This window comes from Thalassospira sp. GO-4, from assembly GCF_023588965.1.
In the GTDB taxonomy this organism is placed as follows: domain Bacteria; phylum Pseudomonadota; class Alphaproteobacteria; order Rhodospirillales; family Thalassospiraceae; genus Thalassospira; species Thalassospira povalilytica.
The window spans coordinates 4,190,039-4,215,644 of sequence record NZ_CP097807.1; the positions used below are offsets into that span (position 1 = coordinate 4,190,039).

Annotated in this window: 21 protein-coding genes; 6 read left to right on the forward strand and 15 right to left on the reverse strand. The window is 55.6% G+C overall.

The features are described 5' to 3' along the window. Positions 1-32: 32 nt before the first annotated feature. On the forward strand, positions 33-1,058 hold the full coding sequence (locus tag M9H61_RS19055) for a DMT family transporter (protein ID WP_114113699.1): 1,026 nt from the start codon (positions 33-35) through the stop codon (positions 1,056-1,058). Positions 1,059-1,087: 29 nt separating this feature from the next. Here M9H61_RS19055 and M9H61_RS19060 read toward each other — a convergent pair whose 3' ends face one another. The 8 genes from M9H61_RS19060 to ftsA all read right to left on the reverse strand — a co-directional run bounded on the left by M9H61_RS19060 (position 1,088) and on the right by ftsA (position 11,958). Continuing rightward, positions 1,088-1,627: a thermonuclease family protein gene (locus M9H61_RS19060; RefSeq protein WP_206926977.1), complete on the reverse strand. Its 540-nt coding sequence runs from the start codon at positions 1,625-1,627 to the stop codon at positions 1,088-1,090. A 9-nt stretch (positions 1,628-1,636) separates the two neighbouring features. Further along, positions 1,637-2,029, reverse strand: coding sequence for a hypothetical protein (locus M9H61_RS19065; protein WP_068519506.1), 393 nt, complete (start codon positions 2,027-2,029; stop codon positions 1,637-1,639). Between the two features lie 31 nt (positions 2,030-2,060). Beyond that, positions 2,061-4,160 carry an NAD-dependent DNA ligase LigA gene (ligA, locus tag M9H61_RS19070; RefSeq protein ID WP_250282342.1) on the reverse strand — a complete coding sequence of 700 codons (2,100 nt, stop codon included), beginning with the start codon at positions 4,158-4,160 and terminating at the stop codon, positions 2,061-2,063. A gap of 48 nt (positions 4,161-4,208) precedes the next feature. Beyond that, positions 4,209-5,879 (reverse strand): DNA repair protein RecN, encoded by a 1,671-nt coding sequence (recN, locus tag M9H61_RS19075; protein WP_206926979.1) that lies wholly within the window; start codon positions 5,877-5,879, stop codon positions 4,209-4,211. Positions 5,880-6,137: 258 nt separating this feature from the next. Beyond that, entirely contained in the window at positions 6,138-6,917 is a 780-nt protein-coding gene (locus M9H61_RS19080; RefSeq protein ID WP_068519717.1) for an outer membrane protein assembly factor BamD, read from the reverse strand. Positions 6,918-7,194: 277 nt separating this feature from the next. Continuing rightward, positions 7,195-8,163, reverse strand: coding sequence for a UDP-3-O-acyl-N-acetylglucosamine deacetylase (gene lpxC / locus M9H61_RS19085; protein ID WP_082817857.1), 969 nt, complete (start codon positions 8,161-8,163; stop codon positions 7,195-7,197). Between the two features lie 323 nt (positions 8,164-8,486). Beyond that, a complete protein-coding gene (ftsZ, locus tag M9H61_RS19090; RefSeq protein WP_101245710.1) occupies positions 8,487-10,145 on the reverse strand; it encodes a cell division protein FtsZ in 1,659 nt (552 codons plus the stop codon). Between the two features lie 496 nt (positions 10,146-10,641). Then, positions 10,642-11,958, reverse strand: a complete 1,317-nt coding sequence (gene ftsA, locus M9H61_RS19095) for a cell division protein FtsA (protein ID WP_369813527.1) — start codon at positions 11,956-11,958, stop codon at positions 10,642-10,644. Between the two features lie 249 nt (positions 11,959-12,207). On the opposite strand from ftsA, the gene M9H61_RS19100 reads away from it, so the two are divergent. From M9H61_RS19100 to M9H61_RS19120, 5 genes are all read left to right on the forward strand, one after another. Continuing rightward, positions 12,208-13,467, forward strand: a complete 1,260-nt coding sequence (locus M9H61_RS19100) for an ABC transporter substrate-binding protein (RefSeq protein WP_101245711.1) — start codon at positions 12,208-12,210, stop codon at positions 13,465-13,467. A 71-nt stretch (positions 13,468-13,538) separates the two neighbouring features. Then, the gene (locus M9H61_RS19105; RefSeq protein ID WP_068519511.1) at positions 13,539-14,432 is read left to right on the forward strand and encodes a carbohydrate ABC transporter permease; all 894 of its coding nucleotides are present in this window, start codon (positions 13,539-13,541) and stop codon (positions 14,430-14,432) included. Beyond that, a complete protein-coding gene (locus M9H61_RS19110; protein WP_068519512.1) occupies positions 14,432-15,310 on the forward strand; it encodes a carbohydrate ABC transporter permease in 879 nt (292 codons plus the stop codon). The genes M9H61_RS19105 and M9H61_RS19110 overlap by 1 nt, the downstream gene beginning before the upstream one ends. Before the next feature lie 30 nt (positions 15,311-15,340). Further along, positions 15,341-16,438 carry an ABC transporter ATP-binding protein gene (locus M9H61_RS19115; RefSeq protein WP_114113704.1) on the forward strand — a complete coding sequence of 366 codons (1,098 nt, stop codon included), beginning with the start codon at positions 15,341-15,343 and terminating at the stop codon, positions 16,436-16,438. 20 nt (positions 16,439-16,458) lie between these two features. Continuing rightward, the gene (locus M9H61_RS19120) at positions 16,459-17,514 is read left to right on the forward strand and encodes a LacI family transcriptional regulator (RefSeq protein WP_250282344.1); all 1,056 of its coding nucleotides are present in this window, start codon (positions 16,459-16,461) and stop codon (positions 17,512-17,514) included. 22 nt (positions 17,515-17,536) lie between these two features. Here M9H61_RS19120 and M9H61_RS19125 read toward each other — a convergent pair whose 3' ends face one another. From M9H61_RS19125 to murD, 7 genes are all read right to left on the reverse strand, one after another. After that, a complete protein-coding gene (locus M9H61_RS19125) occupies positions 17,537-18,418 on the reverse strand; it encodes a cell division protein FtsQ/DivIB (protein WP_250282345.1) in 882 nt (293 codons plus the stop codon). Further along, positions 18,406-19,320 carry a D-alanine--D-alanine ligase gene (locus tag M9H61_RS19130; RefSeq protein ID WP_250282347.1) on the reverse strand — a complete coding sequence of 305 codons (915 nt, stop codon included), beginning with the start codon at positions 19,318-19,320 and terminating at the stop codon, positions 18,406-18,408. Before M9H61_RS19130 ends, M9H61_RS19125 begins: the two co-directional genes overlap by 13 nt. After that, positions 19,317-20,261, reverse strand: coding sequence for a UDP-N-acetylmuramate dehydrogenase (gene murB / locus M9H61_RS19135; RefSeq protein WP_250282349.1), 945 nt, complete (start codon positions 20,259-20,261; stop codon positions 19,317-19,319). Before murB ends, M9H61_RS19130 begins: the two co-directional genes overlap by 4 nt. A 7-nt stretch (positions 20,262-20,268) precedes the next feature. Then, positions 20,269-21,678, reverse strand: a complete 1,410-nt coding sequence (gene murC, locus M9H61_RS19140; RefSeq protein WP_068519518.1) for a UDP-N-acetylmuramate--L-alanine ligase — start codon at positions 21,676-21,678, stop codon at positions 20,269-20,271. 11 nt (positions 21,679-21,689) lie between these two features. Next, positions 21,690-22,886 carry an undecaprenyldiphospho-muramoylpentapeptide beta-N-acetylglucosaminyltransferase gene (gene murG / locus M9H61_RS19145; protein ID WP_250282351.1) on the reverse strand — a complete coding sequence of 399 codons (1,197 nt, stop codon included), beginning with the start codon at positions 22,884-22,886 and terminating at the stop codon, positions 21,690-21,692. A 165-nt stretch (positions 22,887-23,051) separates the two neighbouring features. After that, positions 23,052-24,191, reverse strand: coding sequence for a putative lipid II flippase FtsW (gene ftsW, locus M9H61_RS19150; protein WP_068519520.1), 1,140 nt, complete (start codon positions 24,189-24,191; stop codon positions 23,052-23,054). Continuing rightward, on the reverse strand, positions 24,188-25,594 hold the full coding sequence (gene murD / locus M9H61_RS19155) for a UDP-N-acetylmuramoyl-L-alanine--D-glutamate ligase (protein ID WP_250282352.1): 1,407 nt from the start codon (positions 25,592-25,594) through the stop codon (positions 24,188-24,190). The genes ftsW and murD overlap by 4 nt, the downstream gene beginning before the upstream one ends. Positions 25,595-25,606: the final 12 nt, after the last annotated feature.

Consider the following 25,606-nt stretch of genomic DNA (forward strand, 5'->3'; position numbering starts at 1 on the left):
ACACTGAGCCCGAGAGAGGATCGGAGACCACCATGACATCACAGCCCCACGCGGATGCAGATGCCCCGACGGCATCTGCCCAGTCATCACCTGTCAGCACACAGAAAAGCGCAAATGCGGAAAAGCCGGTTGGCTCCGCTTTGACGATTGTGTTGCTCGCGACCGTCGCGCTTGCGATGAAGGGGCTGCTTGCCAAATTTGTGTATGCCACCGGCATGACAGTTGATGGCTTGTTGCTGTTGCGGTTTCTGATTGCGATGCCGTTCTTTTGGCTTGGCGTTATGCTGTTTGGCAAACAGCGCCCCGGTGATCGCAAGATGCAACCGGTCGATCTGGCATGGGGGGCGTTGTATGGCGGATTGTTCTTTTTGGCATCGCTGTTTGATTTTACCGCCGTATCCCTGATCGATGTGACCGTCTCGCGGATCGTGCTGTTTACCTTTCCTGCGGTGGTGATGATCCTGGAAGCTTTGCACAAACGGCGTTTCCCGCCATTCCGTCAGGTGGTGTGTTTTGTTGTGACCTATATCGGTCTGATGCTGGTATTGGCACCGGGCGGTTTTGACATGGTGTCAGGCGGTTTGTGGTATGGCGCGGCCTGGGCATTCGGATCGGCATTGACCTATGCCTGCTATCTGTATTTCGGACAGCGCATGATCAAAACCATCGGGTCGATGCATTTCGCGGCCCTGATCAACACAATGGCGGGGCTGTCGATGGTTCTTTACGAACTGGTGGTCCAGAAGCCTTTGAACCTTAATCCGGCCGGAATTGCATGGACGGCGGGCATTTCGATCTTTTGCACCGTGATCCCGTTTTTCCTTTTGTATGAGGGGATCCGGCGAATTGGTGCGACCCAGGCATCCCTGATTTCCCTGTCGGGGCCGGCAATGACATTTTTTGCTGCCTGGCTGTTCCTGGGCGAAATTCTTACGGTTCCGCAAATGATCGGTTTTGCGGTTGTGACCTTGGGGGTGGCATCGTTGAAAAACAGCTTCAGCCTTGCGGGACTGGGGCGGTTATTGGCACGGCCATTTGCCCCCAATACAAAACCGTAACCAGCCGGTGATCTTGCAGGTTTGCCGCCTTACCAGCGGCGGACTTCGATTTCATGTTCAGGAAGGCGTTCACCGCGTCGCCATTTCAACGGATCAATGAATTGCCCGGCCCATATGCCGGTTCTGCTTTGTCTGGCGCGGGCTTCGATCGCCCCATATTCGGGCATCTGATCGGGGCGCGCGACCGCCATGCCCCGGGCAATCAGACTTTGTCCGATATCCATGCCATTGGCATTGCGACAAATGGCCAGATTGCGGTGATAGCGGTTCTTGCCCTGAACCCGGCAGGTGATCGGGGTGGCGACCAGAAGATTGGTGGTGACCTGCCATGCCTCAGCACCGCAGGCCGTACTTTGACCGTTCACCAGGCATTTCTGGAACCGGTTCATGGCATCCGCGCCCCACAGGTCCACACGCCGAAATCCGAATTCCAATGTGTCGGCATCAATGGCCCGCGCCGTTCCCGACAGTGTTTCAAAATCAGGGTCGGCTTTGGCCGTGGGCGGTGCGCCTGCAAGCAGCAGCACAGTACATAAAATCAGAAGCCGGCGGGGATCAGGAACGGCCATCAAGGGACCTCAATACAGGTCGCTGTAACGGATTTCATCAAGCTGGGCGAAGACGACCTTCCATTTCTCGTCCTGTTTCAGCAGGGCAAAGGCATAATCACAGTCAAAGATCAGGTTGTTTTCCGAATTGCCAAACCGGAAGGACACGATCGCACGTGCCCCGCCCGGAAGTGCGGAATGCTGTTCGACCACCATGGATTTGGCCATGGCAAGATCCGCATTTTTCAACTCGTCAAAGAATGACTGATGATATTTGTGCAGATCCTCGGCCTTGGAAATCGCATGAACACCGGACAGGTCATTGATCAGACAGGGAAAGTGATAAAATTCGTCAAGCGCGCCTTCATCGAGCTTAAGATGTGCATCTACGTAGCGGCGAAAAAAACTTCCGAGATCTTCCATCTGCACCCATTCCTTCGGTCATGGACCGCCATTATTGCGTGGCAATCAGATCAAGCCATCCTTGCTCATCAAGAACAGTCACACCCAATTCTTCTGCTTTCTTTAATTTGGAACCTGCACCGGGTCCTGCAACAAGATAATCTGTTTTTGCCGAAACCGAACCCGCTACTTTAGCACCAAGACTTTCGGCTTTGACCTTTGCCTCGTTGCGCGAAAACAGTTCAAGTTTACCGGTAAACACAACGGTCTTGCCGCTAACTGGGCTGTCGGAAACGGTCGGCGCTTCGACATCGGTGATGGTCAGCAACGATTGCAGGTCATCAAGCACCGCCAGATTGTGTTCTTCGGCCATGAACTCGATCAGGTCCTTGGCAACGCCGGGGCCGATCTGATCGATATTGATCAGTTCGCGCAATGCGTCACTATCGGCCTGATTGGCGGCAATCATGGCGTTGCGCCATTCGCCCAGTGACCCGTAATGCCGGGCAAGCAGTTTGGCGGTTGCCTGACCGATCTGGCGAATGCCAAGCGCATAGATGAACCGGTCAAGCCCGATGGTTCTGCGTTCATTGATCCCGTCAAACAGCTTGGTTGCGGATTTATCACCCCAGCCTTCAAGCTTTCTGATCGCATCGCCATGGTCCGTTTCAAGCCGGAAAATATCACCCGGTGATTTGACCCAGCCCAGTTCAAAGAATGTCTCGATATTTTTGGCCCCCATGCCGTCGATATCAAAGGCATTGCGCGATACGAAATGTTTAAGCCGCTCAACCGCCTGTGCGGGGCAAATCAGACCACCGGTGCAGCGGGTGACAGCTTCGCCTTCTTCGCGCATGGCATGGCTGTGACATTTCGGGCATTCATCGGGGAACTGATATTCCTCGGTTCCCTCGGGGCGTTCATCAAGGATGACTTCAACCACCTGCGGGATCACGTCACCGGCACGCTGAATGACCACCATGTCGCCAACCCGCACTCCCAGACGTTCGATCTCGTCACGGTTATGGAGGGTGGCGTTTGACACAACAACACCGCCGACCGTGACCGGTTCAAGACGGGCAACCGGGGTAAGCGCGCCGGTGCGGCCAACCTGGATATCGATGGCATTAAGGCGGGTGCGGGCCTGCTCGGCCGGGAATTTATGGGCAATGGCCCAGCGCGGCGAACGGCTGACAAAGCCAAGCCGCAGCTGAAGTTCAAAATCATTGACCTTATAGACGATGCCATCAATGTCGTAATCAAGGTCCGGACGCTGTTTTGCCAGTTCGTCGTAAAACGCCATGATATCATCGGCATCGTTCAGTCGGCGTGTCAGCGGGTTGATGACAAAGCCCCAGCCAGCGACCTTTTGCAAAAAGTCCCACTGTGTCTGGGCCAGGCTTTCGGAGAGTTCGCCAAAGCTGTAGGCAAAGAAACGAAGCGGGCGTTTCGCGCTGATGGAAGGATCAAGCTGGCGCAAGGAACCCGCAGCAGCGTTGCGCGGGTTGGCAAATGTTTTGCCGCCGGTTTCTGCCTGTGTCTCGTTCAGCTTTTGAAAGGCGGATCGCGCCATATAGACCTCGCCGCGGATTTCGACCACATCGGGCGCATCATCGGGCAGGGTTTTGGGGATGTCGTCAATATGGGCGACATTGGCGGTGACATCTTCGCCTTCGGCCCCGTCACCGCGGGTTGCCGCCGTAACAAGCGTCCGGCCTTCATAGCGCAGCGAAAGCGAAAGCCCGTCAATCTTGGGCTCGCCCACGACTTCGACCGGGCTGTGCGCTGTCAGGTTCAGGAAACGGCGGATACGGGCAAGAAAATCGACAATGTCATCGCGTGAAAACGCATTGCCAAGCGACAGCATCGGACGGGCGTGCTTGACCTTGGCAAAGCCTTCGGCCGGGGCCGCACCGACTTCCTGTGTCGGGCTGTTTTTCTTAAGCGTCGGATAATGGGATTCAAGTTCGATCAGGCGATTGAACAATGCGTCATATTCGGCATCGGGAACGAGCGGTTCGTCATTGACGTAATAGGCTTCGTTATAGGACCGAATGCGATCGGAAATTTCCGCATGCTGTTTGCGTGCCTCGGTGCTGGTGGCGGGCATTTCCGGAAGGCTTGTGTTGTTTGACGCATGTTCGGCGTTCATATTCTTTTTGTTCCGTATTCGAAGTGGGTTCGGCGTGAATGCCGGATCTTAATTGGGTTGTTCAAGCAAGCTGTCAGCCGCTGCGCGGGCCTCGGCGGTGACGGAATGCCCGGCCAGCATGCGGGCAATTTCTTCGCGGCGCGCACCATCAACCAGGGCGTCGACACGGGTCACCATGGTGCCGTCTGTTTCGCGCTTGGCAATATAGAAATGGGTGCGTCCGCGTGCCGCGACCTGCGGGCTGTGGGTAATCACCAAGATCTGGCGTTCCTTTGCCAACAGATGCAAACGCTGTCCGATGGCAGCAGCAGTGGCACCGCCAACACCGCTGTCAACTTCGTCAAAGACAAGGCTGGGGACGGCTGATACACGTGCCAGAACGACCTTAAGCGCAAGCAGGAACCGGGACAGCTCGCCGCCTGAGGCGATCTTGTTCAGCGCGCCCGGAGGGCTTCCCGGGTTGGTGGCAACGGTGAATTGCACCCGGTCGATGCCATCAATGCCCCATTCATTTTCATCAACCAGTTCGATATCGGTAACGAAGCGGGCCTTTTCCATGCGAAGCGGTGGCAATTCGGCATTGATCGCGCCGTCAAGCTTTGCAGCGGCTTCCTTGCGTGCGGCATGAAGCTTTTGTCCGGCTTCGATATAGGCATTGCGATGTTCGCCAACCGCAGCGGTCAGGCGCGACAGTTCCTTTTCCCCGAATTCAAGCTGATCAATCTGGGATCGGAAATCCTTCATCAGGGCATTCAGGCCATCGACGGGCACGTTATATTTGCGTGCCGCCGCCCGAAGGGCAAAAAGCCGTTCCTCGACATTTTCCTGATGGCCGGTATCAACATTCAGATCGGCAAGGGTGGCAGAAATGGCGCGATTGGCTTCTTCAAGTTCGATGGCTGCACGGTCCAGCGCCTCGATGATCGGTTCAAATCGGCCATCGGCCTTTTCAAGTTCACGTTCAAGGCAACGCTGGGCGCTGCGTAGCGCGCTTTCGGCGCCCTTGCCGCGCGAAAGTTCGGTGCCGGCATCATTGAGGGCGGCAACCAGCTTTTCACCATGCATCAGGAACTGGCGTTCCTCGGCAAGGCGTTCTTCTTCGCCTTCTTCGGGACCCAGTTTCTCAAGTTCATCGACTGCGTGGCGAAGCCATTCTTCTTCTTCGCGCGCCTTGTCGATGCGTGCGCGTGCGGTGTTGAGTTCTTTTTGCGTTTCCCGCCAGGCCCGCCAGTGGTCGCGCACCGTCATGGCAAGCGCCCCAAGATTGCCATGGGCATCAAGGGTGGCGCGGTGGGTTGTCGGGTCAAGCAGGCCGTGCTGATCAAATTGCCCCTGAATTTCGACGCAATAATTGCCAACATCGCGCAAAAGCCCGACTGAAACCGACTGGTCATTGACATAGGCCCGCGACCGTCCGTCCGCGGTTACCACGCGGCGTACCACCAGTTCTTCGCTTTCAAGATCGATATCCTGATCGGCAAGTAGCCGGAAAACCGGGTGTCCTTGTGGCAGGGTGAAGGTGGCGGTGACGCTGCATTTGTCGCAGCCATGGCGGACCAGTCCGCTATCGGCGCGTGCGCCCAAAGCAAGCCCCAGAGAATCCAGCAAGATGGATTTACCGGCCCCGGTTTCACCTGTCAGGACGCTAAGTCCGTCATGGAAATCCAGATCCAGCTTGTCGATAAGGACTACGTTCCGAATGCTGAGGCGTCGAAGCATTTCTGGGTACTGATGTTGTTAACGGGGCAGCAGACAGTTTGGTCAAACAGCTTTGCGACTTGCAGAGTGCCCAATACCGACCCGGCTTGCAAGTATTGCAACACCCGGCGCGTGATCAAAAACCGGGTTCTTGTGCGGTCGGAGCAGAAGCGATTTGCAACAGGACCTTATTATCGTTTGTTCCTGTTGTGTTCTATGGTTGTTTTGCCCCGGATGTCAAGAAGACCTGATGGTGATCAGGTCTTTTGCACGAGTGGCCTAGAAAAGGTCAGTGATCGACTTGGTTGCGGAATCCCACCAGCTTTCTTCGGTGCGCTCGGCACCGGCATCCCCGACCAGAAGGCTGTAGGATTCGCTGTAATATTCGCTGCCCGGGAAGTTGTGGCCAAGGACGGCTGCGGTGCGCTTTGCCTCACCCTCAAGACCCAGTGCCAAATAGCATTCGGTCAGGCGTGCAAGTGCCTCGGGAACGTGGGTTGTGGTCTGATATTTGTCGATAACCGATTTGAACCGGTTGATCGCAGCCAGATATTCCTGACGGTCCTGATAATAGCGCCCGACGCTCATTTCCTTGCCGGCAAGGTGATCGACCGTAAGGTCCTTTTTCAGTTTGGCGTCGCGGGAATATTTGCTGTCGGGGAAACGGCGGATAACATCATCAAGCGCCTCCATGGCGTGCTGGGTCATCTGCTGATCACGGCCGACATCGGAAATCTGTTCATAGTAGGACAATGCCTTGAGGTAATAGGCATATGGCACATCCGGGTTGGCCGGATGAAGCGAGATGAAGCGATCAAGTGCGTTGATGGCATCATCATATTTGTTGTCCTGATAATAGGAATAGGCCGACATCAGGGTCGCCTTGGTCGCCCAGACCGAATAGGGGTGCTGGCGTTCGACTTCGTCAAATGCCTGGGCGGCCTTTTGATATTCCTTGGCGTCCAGAAGATCCTGTGCACCGTTATACAGTTCGGATACCGGACGTTCGACATATTCCGGTGCCTCATTGCTTGAGCAGGCAGCAAGCAGAATGGCCATGCCACATGTTGCAATGATGTGTTTGGCGCGAACGGTACTAAGCACTGTGACCTATCCTTGAATTTTGTGACGCACTCACGGGAAAATCCGCCGGACTATATCATGTGAAGGGCGTGGTTGGGCAAGTAGTTGTGTCGCCAATCGGTGACTTTTATGCCCGATCTTGAGCCTGTGCTTTGATCTGCGCGGGAAAAACGCGGTCAGACAACAAAAAAGGCGACCCGACGGGCCGCCAATTTCGAATGTTTTGTGCCGGATTCCAAAACCCGTTATCGGCTTACGCGGTCGCCAGAACCGGTGCAGATGCACCATGCAGTGCTGATTTCGGCATCGGGACAACCTGATAGGCGCTTTCATCGGCCAGCAATGCCTGAAGCAGCAGGTTATTTACGTGGTGACCGGATTTATAGGCGGTTACCTTGCCCTGAAGCTGCAAGCCGGCCGTATAAAGATCGCCCAGCGCATCAAGGATCTTGTGGCGAACGAATTCGTCTTCGTAGCGCAGGCCTTCTTCATTCATGACTTCGTCGCCCGACAGCACAACCGCATTGTCAAGCGAACCGCCACGGGCCAGACCGGCTGAACGCATGGCTTCGACTTCGTGAAGGAAACCGAACGTGCGGGCACGTGCGATATCGGCCACGAAAACACCATCATCGAATTTGACATTCATGCGCTGGTTGGCAATGGCCTTGCTGGCGAAATCAATTTCGAAATCGATTTCAAAGCCGTGGGCCGGCTCAACACGCGCCGTGCAGCCGTTATATTCGACTTCAACTGCCTTGAGCACTTCGATGACCTGACGCGGGGCATTCTGTTCTTCGATGCCGACACAATCGATCAGGAAGTTGAACGGTGCGGAACTGCCATCCATAACCGGAACTTCGTCGGCATCGATATCGATCAGAACGTTATCAATGCGCGACCCGGCCAGAGCAGCCATCAAATGTTCGATGGTGCCGATCTTGATACCACGGGAAGCGTCGCCCAGGCAGGTGCACAGGCGGGTGTCGATCACGCCATCGTAACGTGCCGGGAACAACGGCTGGTCATCCAGATCCGTGCGGCGAAATACGATGCCATGATTAACCGGGGCAGGGTGCAGTGTGATGCGGATCTTGTGACCGGAATGCAGACCGACGCCCGCACAGCCGATGGACGCTTTAAGCGTGCGTTGACGCACGTAATCGTCACCAGAGACGCCTGTCTGCGCGATGGCAGCACTAAGGTCGGCGATGTTGTTCACAGGAACCCCCAAATCAGGTCAGTCAGGTTGCAATCAATCTTGGTCGAAGTCATTGGCAGGGCCGTAACCCTTACTTCGTTAGCTTCAGACACTACAGAGGTTGTGAAAATCACTCAAATCACTCTTTGTTACGCTTTGTAAATCATCGAAAACGGCGAAAATTACAAATAGAACAATGACTTGAATTTATATTTCTCTGTTCTGAAACAACGATGTGAAACATTTCATTTCACAGGTGCCGGTCTTGGGCGTCAGATAAAATGGTCTGCCTATAAAAAAAGGGAAGGCCGAAGCCTTCCCTTTCATCGCGCGGAGTTTTGCCGTCAGTTCGCCTGACGACGAAGGAAGGCTGGAATTTCAAGAAGGTCATCAGACGCGCCTTGCGCCTTGCCCCGGGAAGCGGGCTCCTTCTTCATGACAGAAGCACTGTCTTCGCCAAGAGACATTTCAGTCTGACGCGGTGCCGGTGCCTGCGGTTGCGAGACTTTCGGCTCCGCGTGCTGATGCGGTTCCTTGACGGTTTTGTTCTTGCCAAACAGGCTGCTCAGAACCGAACGCGGAGAGGTTGCGTTCTGCGCATCGGCAGCTTCGAAGACGTCCGGGCTGTGACTGACCTGATCGGCTTCGCTTGGCGAAACGGCGCGCGGCGGGATAAAGGCCATGTCGCCGTTGCTGTTGGTTTTTTCCATCGGCTTGTTGGCGCGCAGAACCGGTTTCGGTTTCAGAACCGTCTGGCCCATTTCAATGGAACCGGTTTCCTGTGCTTCGGCTTGATGGCTCAGTTCCGGCTGCTGTGCGCTGCCGGTCGCGGCAAAGCGTTCGGCCGGAATGTGATCGATGGATGCGCCACCGGCATAATCGCCACCGCCCGACTGGGTGGTTTCAGCAACGCTGGCTGCTGCGTTGGCAGCGCCATGCTGACCAAAGGACGGCATGGACGGCTTTTCAGCCGGCTGTGCTGCTTTGGGCTGTGCAACGGAAACGGTGGTCGGCTGCGGACGGCGTACTTCTTCGGCGTCGATGCCCGTGGCAACAACGGAAACACGCAGTGCACCTTCGATGGTCGGATCAAAGGTCGAACCAAAGATGATGTTGGCTTCGGAAGCGACTTCTTCGCGAATGCGGTTTGCAGCTTCGTCAACTTCATACAGGGCCATATCCATGCCGCCGGTGATGTTGATCAGGACCGCACGTGCGCCCTTCATCGATGCATCTTCCAGAAGCGGGTTGGCAATGGCGGCTTCGGCTGCTTCAAGCGCACGTTTCTCGCCGGATGCTTCGCCGGTGCCCATCATCGCCTTGCCCATTTCGCTCATCACGGTGCGAATGTCGGCAAAGTCAAGGTTCACAAGACCCGGAACCATCATAAGGTCGGTAATCGAACGGACACCGTTGCGCAGAACATCGTCAGCCATCTGGAAGGCATCTGCGAAAGTGGTTTTTTCGTTCGCAACCCGGAACAGGTTCTGGTTCGGGATGATGATCAGGGTGTCGACATATTGCTGAAGCTGTTCGATGCCCTGTTCGGCAGTACGCATACGGCGCGTACCTTCGAAATGGAACGGTTTGGTAACGACACCAACGGTCAGAATGCCGGCTTCCTTGGCGGCACGTGCAATGACCGGGGCTGCACCGGTACCCGTACCACCGCCCATACCGGCGGTGATGAATACCATGTGGCTGCCTTCAAGCTGGGCCTGAATGTCTTCGATGGATTCTTCGGCGGCGGCACTACCGGCATCCGGTCGTGCGCCTGCACCAAGACCCTGGGTAATCTTGCGGCCAAGCTGCATCTTGCGCGTGGCTTTGCTTTGGGTCAGGGCCTGTGAGTCTGTGTTGGCAACGACAAAATCGCATCCTTCGAGTTCGGACGCGATCATGTTGTTAACGGCGTTGCCGCCCGCACCGCCGACACCGATAACGGTGATCTTCGGCTTTAGATTTTCTTCCGTTTCAGGGACGGAAAAATTGATTGTACTCATTGTTTGCTCTTCCTCTCCGCGCTTTAGAGCTGAGGGTCAGGACCTATTAATTTGGTTCGAATGGTCATTCGGATTAATGCGGATACGCGGATCAAGACCGAAGGAAGATGAATATCTTTCAAGGTTTTGAGACAAAGTAGCCCGCGAAAATCCGATTGACCCGAAGGGCAGTGTTTATATTTACGAACTCCGGCGTCAAATCCCTTGCCCGGGGTGCCAACCCGCTCTGCGGGCTTTTCCTTGGGTTTCGCAAATATAAACACTGCCATTCCAATCAAATTAATAGGTCCTGACCCTTAAGATCACACAAGCCTTCCCTTTGCCTGTGCGTACCCGAAATGCATCGGGCACAAAGACCTCCGAGTCCGTTTTAGCGGGCAAAGAGTTATTGGCTTGTTAATGCGCGCGAAAGTTTTCGAGAAAATGCAGAAAAAAATGCACTTGTTTTTCGATTGCACAGATTTCTGCGCCAGTCAGGGGAAAGGGTCACAGGAAACTAGAAGTTTTCCTTGAACCAGGCCCCCAGACGGCCCCAGCGACCGCCCGATTGATGGATCGATGCCATTGCTTCGCTAAGGGGGTCATTGCCTTGTTCAACCGCCCGCAGCAACAAGCCTGCGCAGGCCGAAAATGCCGGGCCGGCGGTTGCTTCTGCAAGGCCGGTCACCCCGTGCGGATGGGCAACGGATGCCGGACGTTCAAACATCTGGTTGGCGAGATCGGCAATGGCATTCAGCTGACTTGCACCGCCGGTCAGGACAATGCTGCGTCCGCCGATTTGGGTCAGGCCGTGTTCTTCAAGCTGATCACGGATCAGTTCAAAGGTTTCTTCAAGGCGCGGCTTGATGATGTTGATCAGCATCGAGCGCGGCACATGGTTGAAGTTGTTTTCGTCTTCATCACCAATGATCGGGACCGCAAGGATTTCCTGATCATCTGACGGTGATGTCAGCGCACTGCCATGCAGGGTCTTCATCCGTTCCGCGTGATTAAGCGACGTATTAAGGCCATAGGCAATATCGCGGGTGACATGCGCGCCACCAACCGGGATCGAGGCGGTATAGATGACCTGGCCGCCATTGAACACGGCAACGCTTGTTGTGCCGGCACCCATGTCGATCACGGTTGCGCCAAGGTCACGCTGATCAGGGGTCAGTGCCGAAAGACCGGACGCCAGCGGCGTGACTACGGTTTCCTCGATCGCCAGATGGCAGCGTCCCAGAAGCGTATCAAGGTTGCGCAATGGCGCGGTCTGGGTGCGCACGAAATGCAGATCAAGACCAAGGGTCGACCCATACATGCCGCGCGGATCGTTCATCGTACTGGCGCCGTCAAGCCGGAAGCCGAGCGGAACGGTGTGGATCAGTTCGTCACCGGCCTGACGCAGAAGGGCTTCTTTCTGGTCATTCAGTTTGCGGATCTCGAGATTGCCGATCGGGCGCGACCCCAATGGCAGTTCAACCGTGTGGGTTTCTGATTCCGGGCGACCACCCGACAGGTTCACAATGACCGATTCAATGGTCTGACCCGCCATTTTTTCAGCCGCATTGACCGCGGCCAGAACGACTTCCTGTGCAGCATCAAGATTGGCGATCGAACCGCTTTGAAGGCCCTTGGACATGTTGTGTCCGATACCGATGATTTTCGGCGGATGGTCCTTTTCGCGTCGCGCAATGAAACAGCAGACCTTGGACGTTCCAATGTCCAAGGCCGCAATCAATCCTGATCTTGTCTTGCTGCGTGCCAATTTAATGCTCTGAATTATTCTAAAGTTATTGGAGGGAGGCGAACCTGCCCCAGGGTCATGACCCAAGTTATTAAGCCCGTTTTCCATCAAAAGCGGTTGCAATTTGGTTAAGGCAGCACCGAGTCTTCTGCATGTCACCATGCTTTTCACGGAAATGTCCGATTTTGCGATGCGATAGCGCTCCCATATCAATCACGGGTTTCTCGGGCGGTTGATGTCATGCTGTACTGCAACGTTACAGGTGTAGCTTGACACTCAACTGTAACGTTGCAGTAATCAAGCGCCGAAACAATAACCGTACAGGGAGGAAGCAAAATGTTTCTTGGCAAGATGACGCGTGCCGGGCTTGGCATGATTGCGGCACTGGGGCTTTCCACAAGCATCGCATCCGCACAGGAAAGCGTGGAGGTTCTGCACTGGTGGACCGCCGGTGGCGAGGCAAAGGCGCTTCAGGTTCTGAAAAAGGATCTCGAAGGTCAGGGTGTGTCATGGAATGACATGCCGGTTGCAGGCGGTGGCGGGGAACAGGCAATGACTGTTTTGCGCGCGCGCGTGACATCGGGCAATGCACCGACAGCCGTTCAGATGCTGGGCTTTGATATCAAGGACTGGGCAGGCGAAGGTGTTCTGGCCAATCTTGATGAGCTTGCCAGCAAGGAAGGCTGGGATGCGGTTGTTCCCGATGCGCTTAAGGGCTTTTCAAAATATGATGGCCACTGGATTGCAGCCCCGGTCAACGTGCATTCGACCAACTGGGTCTGGGCCAACAAGGCGATCTTTGACGAGCTTGGCCTGAAACAGCCGGGCAACTGGGATGAGCTGATTGCGGCCCTCGACAAGATCAAGGCTGCTGGCTACACCGCCGTTGCCCATGGTGGTCAGGCCTGGCAGGACGCGACCATCTTTGATGCGGTCGTGATGGCAACGGGCGGACCTGATTTCTATCAGGCATCGATGATCGATACCGATCCCGACGCACTTGGTTCCGACACCATGAAGACCGTGTTTGAACGCATGGCAAAGCTGCGCAGCTATGTGGATGACAATTTCTCGGGCCGTGACTGGAATCTTGCAACCGCGATGGTGATCAACAAGGAAGCCGGCGTTCAGTTCATGGGCGACTGGGCCAAGGGTGAATTCCTGAATGCGGGCAAGGTGCCCGATCAGGACTTTATGTGCTTCCGCTTCCCGGGAACGCAGGATGCCGTGACCTTCAACTCTGACCAGTTTGTCATGTTCAAGGTCGGTGAAGACCGTCAGGACGCCCAGATGAAACTGGCATCAGCAGTGATGTCGCCAACCTTCCAGTCGGCGTTTAACGTGGTCAAGGGATCGGTTCCGGCCCGTACCGACGTTCCCAATGATGCCTTTGATGCCTGTGGCAAAAAAGGCATGGCAGAACTGGCGGCAGCCAACAAAAAAGGCACGCTTTTCGGGTCCATGGCCCATGGTCACTCGGTCCCGGCCGGTGTCAAAAACGCCATGTATGACGTGATCACAGCCCATTTCAATGGCGAATACGACGCCGAGACCGCGGTCGAGGAACTCGTCAACGCCGTTGAGTCTGCACAGTAAGAATAAAAATGATCCTCGGCGGTCGGGTTTCCGACCGCCGAACCGAATTGCGGAAGTGCGGAGCATCATCAATGCAACACTCACTGCCCGGCAAGGCAGAAGCCACCCTGCGGGAAATCCTTCCGCGGCTGGTGCTGAGCCCCAGTCTGTTTTTAATCCTGTTATTTGTTTACGGTTTCATCCTTTATACCGGTTATCTGTCGCTGACCGACAGCCGGATGTTGCCATCCTATGATCTGCAAGGACTTGATAACTACGCCCGCTTGTGGGGGCAGCGTAACTGGATCACGGCCCTTCAGAATCTTGCGATTTTTGGCATTCTTTACATTCTGATTTGCTCTTTGCTGGGGCTTGTTCTTGCGATCTTTCTGGATCAGAAAATCCGGGGCGAGGGCATTTTGCGCCCGATCTATCTCTATCCGATGGCGCTGTCCTTTATTGTGACCGGAACGGCCTGGAAATGGTTTCTTGATCCGGGACTTGGTCTTGAAAACACCATGCATCTATGGGGATGGGAAAGCTTCACCTTTGACTGGATCAAGGATCGCAATATGGCGATCTATACCGTGGTGATTGCCGCGGTCTGGCAATCGTCGGGCTTTGTCATGGCGATGTTTCTTGCCGGATTGCGCGGGATTGACAGCGAAATCCTCAAGGCCGCGCAAATGGACGGTGCCGGTCGCTGGAGCCTGTATACCAGGATCATGATCCCGCAATTGCGTCCGGTCTTTTTGTCGGCTTTCGTGGTGTTGGCCCATCTGGCGATCAAGGCCTATGACCTTGTCATCGCGCTGACCAATGGCGGGCCGGGACGGGCGACCGAACTTCCGGCAACCTTTATGTATTCCTATACCTTTACCCGCAACCAGATGGGGGTTGGTGCATCATCGGCGGTCATCATGCTGGCGATGATTGCATCCATTATTGTGCCCTATCTGTATGCAGAACTCAGGGAGCGTCGGTAATGGCACATTCTTCGCAACCTGCATTTTCATCGGCCCGTTTGCTGCGCGCATGTCTTTATGCGGTCCTGATCCTGTTTGCGGTTTATTATCTTTTGCCGCTGTTTGTGATGCTGGTGAATTCCGTCAAGACGCTTGATGAAATTCGCGGCGGCAACATGATGGCATTCCCGGAGAACTTCACGTTCGAACCGTGGCTGACAGCCTGGTCCAGTGCACAGATCGGGGTCGAGCCAACCGGGCTTAGCCCATATTTCATCAACAGCATTTTGATGGTCGTGCCGGCGGTAACGATTTCGACCTTCCTTGGGGCGTTGAACGGGTATGTCCTGACCAAATGGCGGTTTCCCGGTGACAAGATTGTTTTCGGGCTGATGCTGTTTGCCTGTTTTATTCCGTTCCAGATCGTTCTGATCCCGATGGCGCGTGTGTTGGGCACCATCGGACTGGCCGGGACAACAAGTGGCTTGGTTCTGGTGCATGTGGTTTACGGGCTTGGATTTACCACGCTGTTTTTCCGCAACTATTACGCGGCTTTCCCGGACGAACTGATCAAGGCCGCCAAAATGGATGGTGCCGGGTTCTGGCGGACCTTTACCCGTATCCTTCTGCCAAGTTCGGGACCGATCATTGTGGTTACCGTGATCTGGCAGTTCACCAATATCTGGAATGACTTCCTGTTCGGGGCATCCTTTGCCGACTTTGATTCGATGCCGATGACGGTTGCGCTGAACAACCTTGTGTCATCCTCGACCGGGGTCAAGGAATACAACGTTCACTTTGCCGGTGCGGTGCTTGCCGCCTTGCCGACCCTGATCGTCTATGTCGTATCGGGCCGCTATTTCGTACGCGGGCTGATGGCAGGCGCGGTCAAGGGTTAGGCCAAAAACAGAAAGTTCAGGGGAAGAACCATGTCATTTCTTCAGATCGACAAGGTATGCAAAAGCTTCGGACCGATAAATGTCCTGCGTGATATTTCATTGGATGTCGAAGAAGGCGGATTTCTGGTGTTGGTCGGGCCGTCGGGCTGTGGCAAGTCGACCTTGCTCAATACCATCGCCGGGCTGGAAAAACTGACCACCGGGGAAATCCGGATCGAAGGCAACGTGATTGACGATCTGGCACCGGCAGATCGCAATATTGCCATGGTGTTTCAAAGCTATGCGCTTTATCCGAATATGAATGTCGGGCAAAACATCGCCTTTGGCCTTGAAATGCGCGGCATGCCCAAGGATGAACGCGACGCCAAGGTCGCCGAAGTCGCCAAAACGCTTCAGATCGAACATCTTCTGGATCGCAAACCCGGTCAGCTTTCCGGTGGTCAGCGACAGCGCGTAGCCATGGGGCGGGCACTTGTGCGAAATCCGAAACTGTTCCTGTTTGATGAACCGCTCTCAAACCTTGATGCCAAGCTGCGTGTGGATATGCGTACCGAAATCAAACGGATGCATCAGACATTTGGCAGCACGATCGTCTATGTCACCCACGATCAGATCGAAGCCATGACCCTGGGGACGCGCATTGCGGTCCTCAAAGACGGGATTGTCCAGCAATATGGCACACCGGCCGAAATCTATAACGATCCCAGCAACATGTTTGTTGCCGACTTCATGGGCAGTCCGGCCATGAACCTGATCCCGGCGACCGTGCGGGGCCATGCAATCGAGATGAGCCGTGCGGGGGATGATCCGCTTGTTCTGTCCTTTGACGCCCTGCCGGTTACGGTCAGTGCGCGCAACGGGCAGGATGTGATTGTCGGCATCCGGCCCGAAGCCATAACCGATGCGGCCGGGCGCGGTGGCGAAAAATCCATTCAGGCAACCTGTCGTATCGACGTTGTCGAACCTGCGGGTGCGGATATCTATGCCATCACGACACTGGGCGGCAAAGAGGTCGTTACCCGCCTGCATCAGGACTGGTCCGGATCAGCCAATCAAGCAGCCGATTTGCTTTTCAATCTTGAAAAGATTGTGTTTTTTGATCCACAAAGCGGTGAACGGTTGCGTTAATTACGCGTTCAGCCCGGAGGTTGGGAAAACTGTCTGATCCATATCTGACCGGAAAGGGGGTAACATCCCCCCGGTCACGCCCCACACTTAAAACCATTGCCGAGATGACCGGGCTTGGGGTCACGACGGTATCGCGTGCGTTAAAGGATGCGCCCGATATTGGTGCAAAAACCAAGGAACGTGTCCGCAAGGTCGCAGATGCGGTCGGCTATCACCCTGATCGAGCCGGTGTAAGGCTGCGCACCGGCAAGACAAATGTCATCAGCCTGATCCTTGATCAGACCGACAAGGTGCCGGAATTCGCCCGACGCATGATTGTCGGCATTTCAGAAGCCATTCGCGGTACGCCATATCATCTTGTGGTAACGCCGCAATCGCGTCTGGATGATCCGATGGACCCGGTACGCTATATCCTTGAAACCCGGGCCGCCGATGGGGTGATCCTGACCCATATCCGGCCTGATGACGAACGGGTTCATGCCCTTAGACAAAGCAGATTGCCCTTTGTCACCCATGGGCGATGCCAGACGATACAGGATCATGCCTATCACGATTTTGATAACCGTGCCTTTTGCCGGATGGCGGCAGAACGCATGATCAAACGCGGGCGCAACCGTCTGGCGCTTTTGGCACCGCCGTCGGAATTTTCCTATTATCAGGAAACTTTGGCTGGACTTGCCGAAATCGCCGAACCGGCCAACATCCCGTTCAAGGTCCTGCCCGGTGTCGATCTTGACAGCAGCATCGAAGTTCTGCGCCAGGCAGGCATGGCGCTTCGTCATCAGGAATATGTCCCGGACGGGATCATTTGCGGCAGTGAATTATGTGCCATGGCACTGATTGACGGCATGACGCAGTCCGGGCTTGAGGTTGGCAAGCATGCCGACGTCATCGCCAAGGAAACGTCGGATTTGCTGGATCTGACGCGCCCGCGGATCGACAGTTTGCGCGAAGACCTGATTGTTGCCGGTCAGCAACTGGCTTCGCATCTTCTCGATGTGATCAACGGGGCGGAACCCGATACGCTGCAAACGCTTAGCGAACCGAAACCGGTTTGGCGCGTCAATCAGTCCTGATTGGTGATTTCAGGCGGCCGTTCTAGACCGCTCCCTCCTTCTTTGGGGGATTACGGCGCTTTTCCGCCGCCCCCGGTGTCAGACGTACAAAGGTACGATCAGGCAAACGCAAATCGACAATCAGGATGTCGCGTTCAAGAAGGTCATGTTCGCGATCAAGCATCTCAAGCCGTTGCCAGGCCTTGTCCATGTCATGTTCGGGCAAACGGATGAACATGCCGTTCGACAACTGAATATTCCAGCGACGATGACCGATGCGCTGTGCGCCGGTGACCTTGGCATAGAGATCCGGGATGCTTTGAATGGTTTGAAGCATTTCGGCGGCATGTTGCGGGGCATCGTCCCCGACCAGAACCGGCAGATCAAGATAATCCCCAAGTTCATAGTTCTGAAGCTGTTCACCGTCCCCATCAATCAGGACGTGACCGCGATCTTGGGTCTGCCACAGTGCAAGCGGTTTACGTTCAACAATCGACACGATCAGGGTATCGGGCAACTGGCGTTCAACCGTTGCGGTGCGCACCCATGAAAGCTGTTCGATCCGTTCGCGCGCGGCATCAACGTCAAAGGTAATGATCGGTGTGCCAGGCTTTTGACCGATTGCTGCCAGAAGGGCGTTGGTATCGGTTTTTTCCCGGCCCGAAACTTCGATATTCTTGACCGTCATGCCCAGTTCAGCAGACAGGCGGACACTTTCCTCTTCGGCAATGGCAATCCATTTGTCTGCCTTGCCGGTATACCAAAGGGCTGCGGGAATGATTGTAATGACCCCGACAAAGCCCGCCCACCACATGACACGCGCCACCTTTTTCAGGTTGGAGGCGATGCCATGCTTTTTATCAAGCTTTTCGCGACGTTCGCGTGCCTGTTCTTCAAGCGTGCCAACGGGGCCTAGCGTTCGCATGAAGCATCCTCCACCATCCATGCGACGATATCGGCAAAGCTCATGCCGTCATGGCGGGCCGCATCGGGAACAAGTGATGTCGGTGTCATGCCGGGCTGGGTATTGATTTCGAGAATGGCCAGCCGGTCCTGTGCCGGGTCATAGCGGAAATCTGCGCGCGCCACACCACGACAGCCCAGCGCACTGTAAGCCTGTTCGGCATGGCGTTGCAGACGGTCGCGCAGATCGCCGTGAATGTCGGCGGGAATGATGTGTTCGGACCCGCCCTGGGCGTATTTGGATTCAAAGTCATAAAAGGCATGGTTGCCGGTCAGGATTTCGATGACTTCCATCGCCTTGCCATCCTTTACCGCAACCGTCATTTCGCGCCCGGCAATGAATTCTTCCTGCATGACGCCATCGCCATGGACCCAGTCGCGCGCCAGCATGTTCTGTTCTTCTTCGGGGGTCAGAATGATTTCGACACCGACAGAAGACCCTTCGTTATTGGGTTTAAGAACATAGGGCGGCGGTAGTGCCTTGCCATTGGCGATGTCGCCCCGGCTTACCCAGACATGGCGCGCACAGGGGATTTCATATTCGGCAAACATCGCCTTGGCCGACATTTTGTCCATGGCAATGGCTGATGCCCGCACACCGGAATGGGTATAGGGGATGTTCAGAATTTCAAGCAAACCCTGAACCGCGCCATCTTCGCCCCAGCGGCCATGCAGGGCGTTGAAAATCACATCGGGTTTGGGATCGATTGCGGCGATCTGGTTGGCAAGGTCACGGGTCGCATCGATTTCGGTGACCTGATACCCCTTTTCACGCAGGGCCTTGGCGCATTCGCGCCCGGAGGACAGGGATACTTCGCGCTCTGCTGACCAACCGCCCAGAATGACAGCGACATGTTTGCTCATGCGTCTTTTCCTATGATCGAGTGGCCAAGGCGTTCGCCAATGCGCCGGATTTCCCAGCGCAGCTCAACGCCGCTATGTTCCTTAACCCGTTTGCGGACTTCATCGCCCAACTGTTCAAGATCAAGGGCGGTGGCATTGCCCGTATTGATCATGAAATTGCAATGTTGCTCGGACATTTGCGCCCCGCCGATGGTCAGTCCGCGACATCCCGCCGCATCAATGACTTCCCATGCGCGTTCGGGCACCGGATTGGCAAAGGTCGATCCGCCCGTCCGCGACTTGATCGGCTGGGACCCGGCGCGGGCCTGCTGGATTTCGTCCATACGTTTGGCGATTTCATCGGGATCGCCCGCTGTGCCGCGCAGGATGGCCGATGTGAAAATCCAGTCTTCGGGCAAATCGCAATGGCGGTATGACATCCCCATTTCATCGGGCGTCACGGTGTGTTTGATGCCCTTGCCGTCAATGGCGGTGGCGGAAATCAGAACATCCTTGATCTCGCTGCCATAGGCGCCGGCATTCATCCGAAGTGCCCCACCGATGGTTCCCGGAATACCCGACAGGAATTCAAGTCTGGCGATCCCGGCCTGCTGTGCGACTTGCGCGACATTCAGATCAAGTGCACCGGCACCGACATGCAGATCGCCATCCTTGATCACGGCATCGGTAAACGGGCGACCTAGGCGGATCACAACACCGCGAATACCACCATCGCGCACCAGAAGGTTCGATCCCACTCCGATCACGGTAACTGGCATGTCATCGGGTTTGCCTTTGAGAAAATCGGCAAGATCGGCTTCATCGGCCGGGCGGAACATCACATCGGCCGGGCCGCCGACCTGAAACCAGGTGACTTTTGCCAGTTGCGCGCCTTCACGCAGCTTGCCGCGAACCTTGGGCAGGCGATCGATCAGCGGTGTGTGGTGTCCCGGCGTGCTCATGGATGTCTCAGTTCTTCAGGGCTTCGAGTTGTGCGGGCAGGGCGTTTGCCCATGCGCTGATGGAACCGGCACCAAGGCAGACAACAAGATCGCCCGGCTTGGCTTCGTTCCTGATGACTTCTGCGAGTTTGTCCGGGCCTTCAAGGGCACTGACATGGCGGTGGCCACGGTTGCGCAACCCTTCGACCAGGGCGTCACGTGATGCGCCTTCGATCGGGCTTTCGCCAGCTTCGTAAACATCGGCGACAATCACGCTGTCGGCATCGTTAAAGCAGGTGCAGAAATCTTCAAACAGGTCATGCAGGCGCGAATAGCGGTGCGGCTGAACCACGGCAATGACATTGTTCTGCGTCGCTTGGCGGGCGGCCTTAAGGACCGCTTTGATTTCGACCGGGTGGTGGCCGTAATCGTCAATGATGGTGACGCCATCGACTTCACCGGTTTTGGTAAAGCGGCGCTTGACCCCGGTAAAACCGTCAAAGGCGGAAACGATTTTGTCGTCCGGAATGCCAAGTTCAAGCGCAACCGTGATCGCCGCAAGCGAGTTCGATACGTTGTGATCGCCAACCATCGGCAGACGGACATCCTTGATCACGCGTTCTTCGCTATCGACACGTTCGCGGATAACGACGTCAAAGATGCTTTCGCCGATATTGGTGCGCACATTGACCGCGCGCACATCAGCCTGTGGCGAGAAGCCGAAGGTAAAGATACGGCGATCCGTGACCTTGCCAATCAGGGCCTGAACTTCGGGATGGTCGATGCACAGAACGGCAAATCCATAGAACGGAATGTTCTGAACGAAGTTTTTGAAGGCTTCGCGCAGCTGATCGAAATCTTTCCAGTGATCAAGATGTTCCGGATCGATATTGGTCACAACCGAAATGGTGGACGGTACTTTGACAAAAGTACCATCAGACTCATCGGCCTCAACCACCATCCAGTCGCCTTCGCCAAGGCGAGCATTGGTGCCATATGAATTGATGATCCCGCCATTGATCACGGTCGGATCAAGCCCGGCAGCATCAAGCATGGTCGCCACCAGCGAAGTGGTGGTGGTTTTGCCATGCGTGCCGCCAATCGCGATTGCTGCCTTAAGGCGCATCAGTTCGGCCAGCATTTCCGAACGGCGGACAACCGGGATCATTTCTGCGCGCGCGGCGACAACTTCGGGGTTGTTCGGTTTGACGGCGGTGGAAATGACAACCACCTTGGCATCTTCGACGTTGGACGCCTGATGACCGACAAAAACCGTGATGCCCAGATCGCGCAGGCGCTGCACATTGGCATTGTCCGAAATATCCGATCCCTGAACCGAATAGCCCAGGTTATGGAGAATTTCGGCAATGCCGGACATGCCGATGCCACCAATACCGACAAAGTGGATGGTGCCGATGTTGAGCGGCAGGGTATTCATTGCATGTCTCCTCATACCTTCTGGGGGTCTTTATTCATGTTCTGGTTATTCGGGCTTCCGGCCGGGTTCAGCCCCAGCATATCAAGCACCATATCGGCCAGCCGTTCGGCGGCATTGGCGCGACCGCTGCTTTTGGCGGCCTTTGCCGCGCGCGTCAAGGCCGCCGGATTGGTTAAAAGTTTCGCCAGCCGTTCAGATACCAGTTCGCTGGTAAAACGATCCTGGGGCAGCAACCATGCGCCACCGGCATCCTCGACCTGCTGGGCATTAAAACGTTGATGATCATCAATGGCATGGGGCAGGGGAACCAGAAAACCCGGACGTCCCGCCGCGGTCAGTTCGGCCACTGTAGATGCCCCGGATCGTGCAATCACCAAATGGCAGTCCCGCAATTTTTCGGGAATATCGTTGATGAAGGACGCAAGGGTCACATCAATCAATGATCCCTCATAGGTCGCGCGCACGGTATCAATATCTTCTTCGCGGGCCTGCTGGGTGACGTGAAGACGTTTGCGAATGTCTTCTGGCAGGCTGACCAACGCATTTGGCAGCACCTCGGACAAAATGCGTGCCCCTTGCGAACCACCGGTGATTAAAAGGCGGATCGGGCCATCGGCCGTTGGCGCCTCATACTCACTCGCGGCAAGGGCTGCGACTTCGGCGCGCACCGGATTGCCGGTCCAGATGATCTTGCCTTCATCGCCGGACGCAATCATCGTGACTTTGGCAAAGGATGTGGCAATGCGTTCTGCATGGCTGGCAACCAGTCGGTTTGCCCGGCCCAGAACCGCGTTCTGTTCATGAATGGCATAGGGGATGCCAAGCCATTTTGCCGACATGGTGGCCGGGATCGATGCATATCCGCCAAAGCCGATCACGGCGGCCGGTTTTGCCTTTTTGATCAGGGATCGCGCCTTTAACGTGCCAAGGCCAAGGCGAAATGCGCCGGTCAGACGACCCTTGATGCCTTTTCCGGCAATGCCACCGGCTGGCAGGATGACGGTTTCGACACCTTCAACACCCTCGGTATAGCGGGCGGCACGGGCATCTGTGAAAAACAGAACCTTGGCACCGCGTCGAACCAGTGATCTGGACAAGGCAACAGCAGGGAACATATGTCCGCCGGTTCCGCCAGACGTGACGGCAATCACCTGACCCGCAAGCGGTGTGTCAGTGGCCGAAATATCAAGTTTGGTGAAGTCAGTCATCTTGTCCACATGTGAAACGACATCGCATCGGGATGATCCCGCACAGTTACCCCATCAGAACCCGACAAAGGTTAATATCCCTTCAAACCGGGTATGGAATAAGGTCGGATTTTGTCGTTTTGATGCAGAAAATTCAGGTCAGGCAAAACATCCGGAAAACAGGTGTTATTCACCCGGACGTTTACGCGTAAGCGCAAGAACAAATCCCATGCCGATCGCAATGCCGATGGTGGCCGACCCGCCATAGGAAACGAATGGCAGGGTCATGCCCTTTGGCGGGACCAGTTGCAGGGTGGAGGCCATGTTAATGACGGCCTGCAAGCCGAACTGAACCAGAATGCCGGTCACAGCCAGAACCACAAACAGGTTGCGTTCCCCCATCAACCGCGAAAGCCCGCGCATGATGATAAAGGTAAAGACACCGACCACCAGCACACAGAACAGCAATCCGAATTCTTCACCGGCCACGGCAAAGATAAAGTCGGAATGGGCATCAGGGATCGAGTTCTTGACCCAGCCTTCGCCGGGACCGCGACCCATGATACCGCCACTCATGAAGGCTTCCATGGATCGTTCGATCTGATAGTTGTCACCAGATGCCGGATCAAGGAAGCGGTCCACGCGGGACTGAACATGGGGCAGGATCAAATAGGCACTGACCGCAAGGCCAACTGCACCCAATCCAAGACAGAACACCAGAATGATCGGAAGTCCGGCCAGGAAGATCTGTACCGACCAGATGGACGTGACAACGACGGTCTGGCCAAAGTCCGGCTGGATCATCAAAAGAAAGATGCAAACCGCCAGCATCAGACAACTGACGATATAACCCGGAAAGTTCGGGTTCAGCCGCCCTTCGGCAAACATCCATGCGACAACCACCGCAAAGGCCGGTTTCAGGAATTCCGATGGTTGCAGGTTGATGCCTGCAACGTTGATCCAGCGCACCGCACCCTTGATGTCCGATCCGATAAAGGGCGTGATGATCAAAAGGAAAATCACGCCCAAAAACATGATCGATGCCAGGCGTCGCACCCATTTCACGGGCAAAAGCGATATGCCGAACATGCATCCGGCCGCCATGCCCAGAAATACGAACTGACGGGTGACAAAGTGGAAACTGTCAACATTGATGCGATCGGCCACCGGCGGACTTGCCGACATGACCAGAAGCGCACCGATGCCCATCAGAAGAATGATTGCCGCCAGTAGCCAGCGATCAACCGTCCACCACCAGATACCCAGAACAGACGTATCGGCACGCGAAAAGGCGATATTGGTGTTATTGCCAAACAACGATTTCATGCGCGTGCCTTCCCGTTTGTGCCGGCATTTGCCAGGCGGGAATACAAATCGCGGAATGCATCGCCGCGTGCCTCAAAACTTTTGAACTGATCGAACGAGGCACAGGCCGGGGTCAGCATGACAACCGGTGCATCCTCGCCGTCCGATCTGGCATCTTCAAAGGCGGCTTTGGTCGCGACATCAAGAGTTTTACACTTCTCCCATGGCAGATCGTCACCAAGGGTCCGTGCAAAGGCATCTTCTGCCTCGCCGATCAGATAGGCCTTCTTGATGTGGGGATAGAATTCCTCAAGCCCGGCGATACCGCCTTCCTTGGGTTTGCCGCCAACAATCCAGTAGATGTTCTGATAGGCAGAAAGCGCCTTTGCCGATGCTTCGGCATTGGTCGCCTTGCTGTCATTGACGAAAACGACATTATCAATCGTACCCAGCCGTTCCTGCCGGTGGGCAAGGCCCGGAAATGTCATGATCCCGTCAATGATGCGGGTGGCATCAACACCGCGCGCCCGGCACAGGCCGTAGGCAAAGGCGATGTTTTGCCAGTTATGTTTGCCCGGCATGTGGGTTACGGTCGCAAGATCAAGGATTGGTGTTTTGGCACCCGTAAGGTCATCAATCAGCCAACCCTTTTCATCGACATAGATGCCGTGATCGACCGGGTTCTTGACCGATACTTCGATAATGTGACGGCCGCCTTCGCGGGCCAGTTCAACCGCCATCTTGGCACAAGGTTCATCATCAACCGAAATGATCGCCCATTTCGGACCCTTGTTGCGCGCAAAGATCTGGCGTTTCGCCCCGATATAGCCATCCATTCCGCCATGACGGTCAAGGTGATCCGGGGTGATGTTCAACAGCGCACAGGCATCAAAGGCCGCATGTTCAAGAAGATCAAGCTGATAGGATGACAGTTCAAGAACAAGACAATCATCGGCTGTTGACGGTTCAAGGCCAAGGGCCGCATTGCCAAGATTGCCGCCCGCCTGGGTTTTGATCCCGGCCTGCGCAATGATATGGGCGGTCAGGGCGGTGGTGGTTGACTTGCCATTGGTGCCGGTGATCGCCAGTGTCGGAACGTCTGGCTGTGCGGTGCACAGAAGTTCGACATCGCAAATGATCGGCTTGCCCGCCCGACGTGCCTTTTCGGCGGCCGGATGCGGGGTCGGGAAGGTGGATGGAATGCCCGGGCTGATCACCAGCATATCAGGTTCGGTCCAGTCACATTCCGCCAGATTGATCGGGGCAAGGCCCAGTGGTTCGATCTGTTCGCGGCCCGCGGGATTGTCATCCCATGCCCAGACGATGGCACCGGAATTGATCAATGCCTTTACGCTGGCAAGGCCGGATTTCCCGAGCCCCAGGACCGCAATGGTTTTGCCGCGCAGTTGCGAAAGATCAATCACGATAGGACGTCC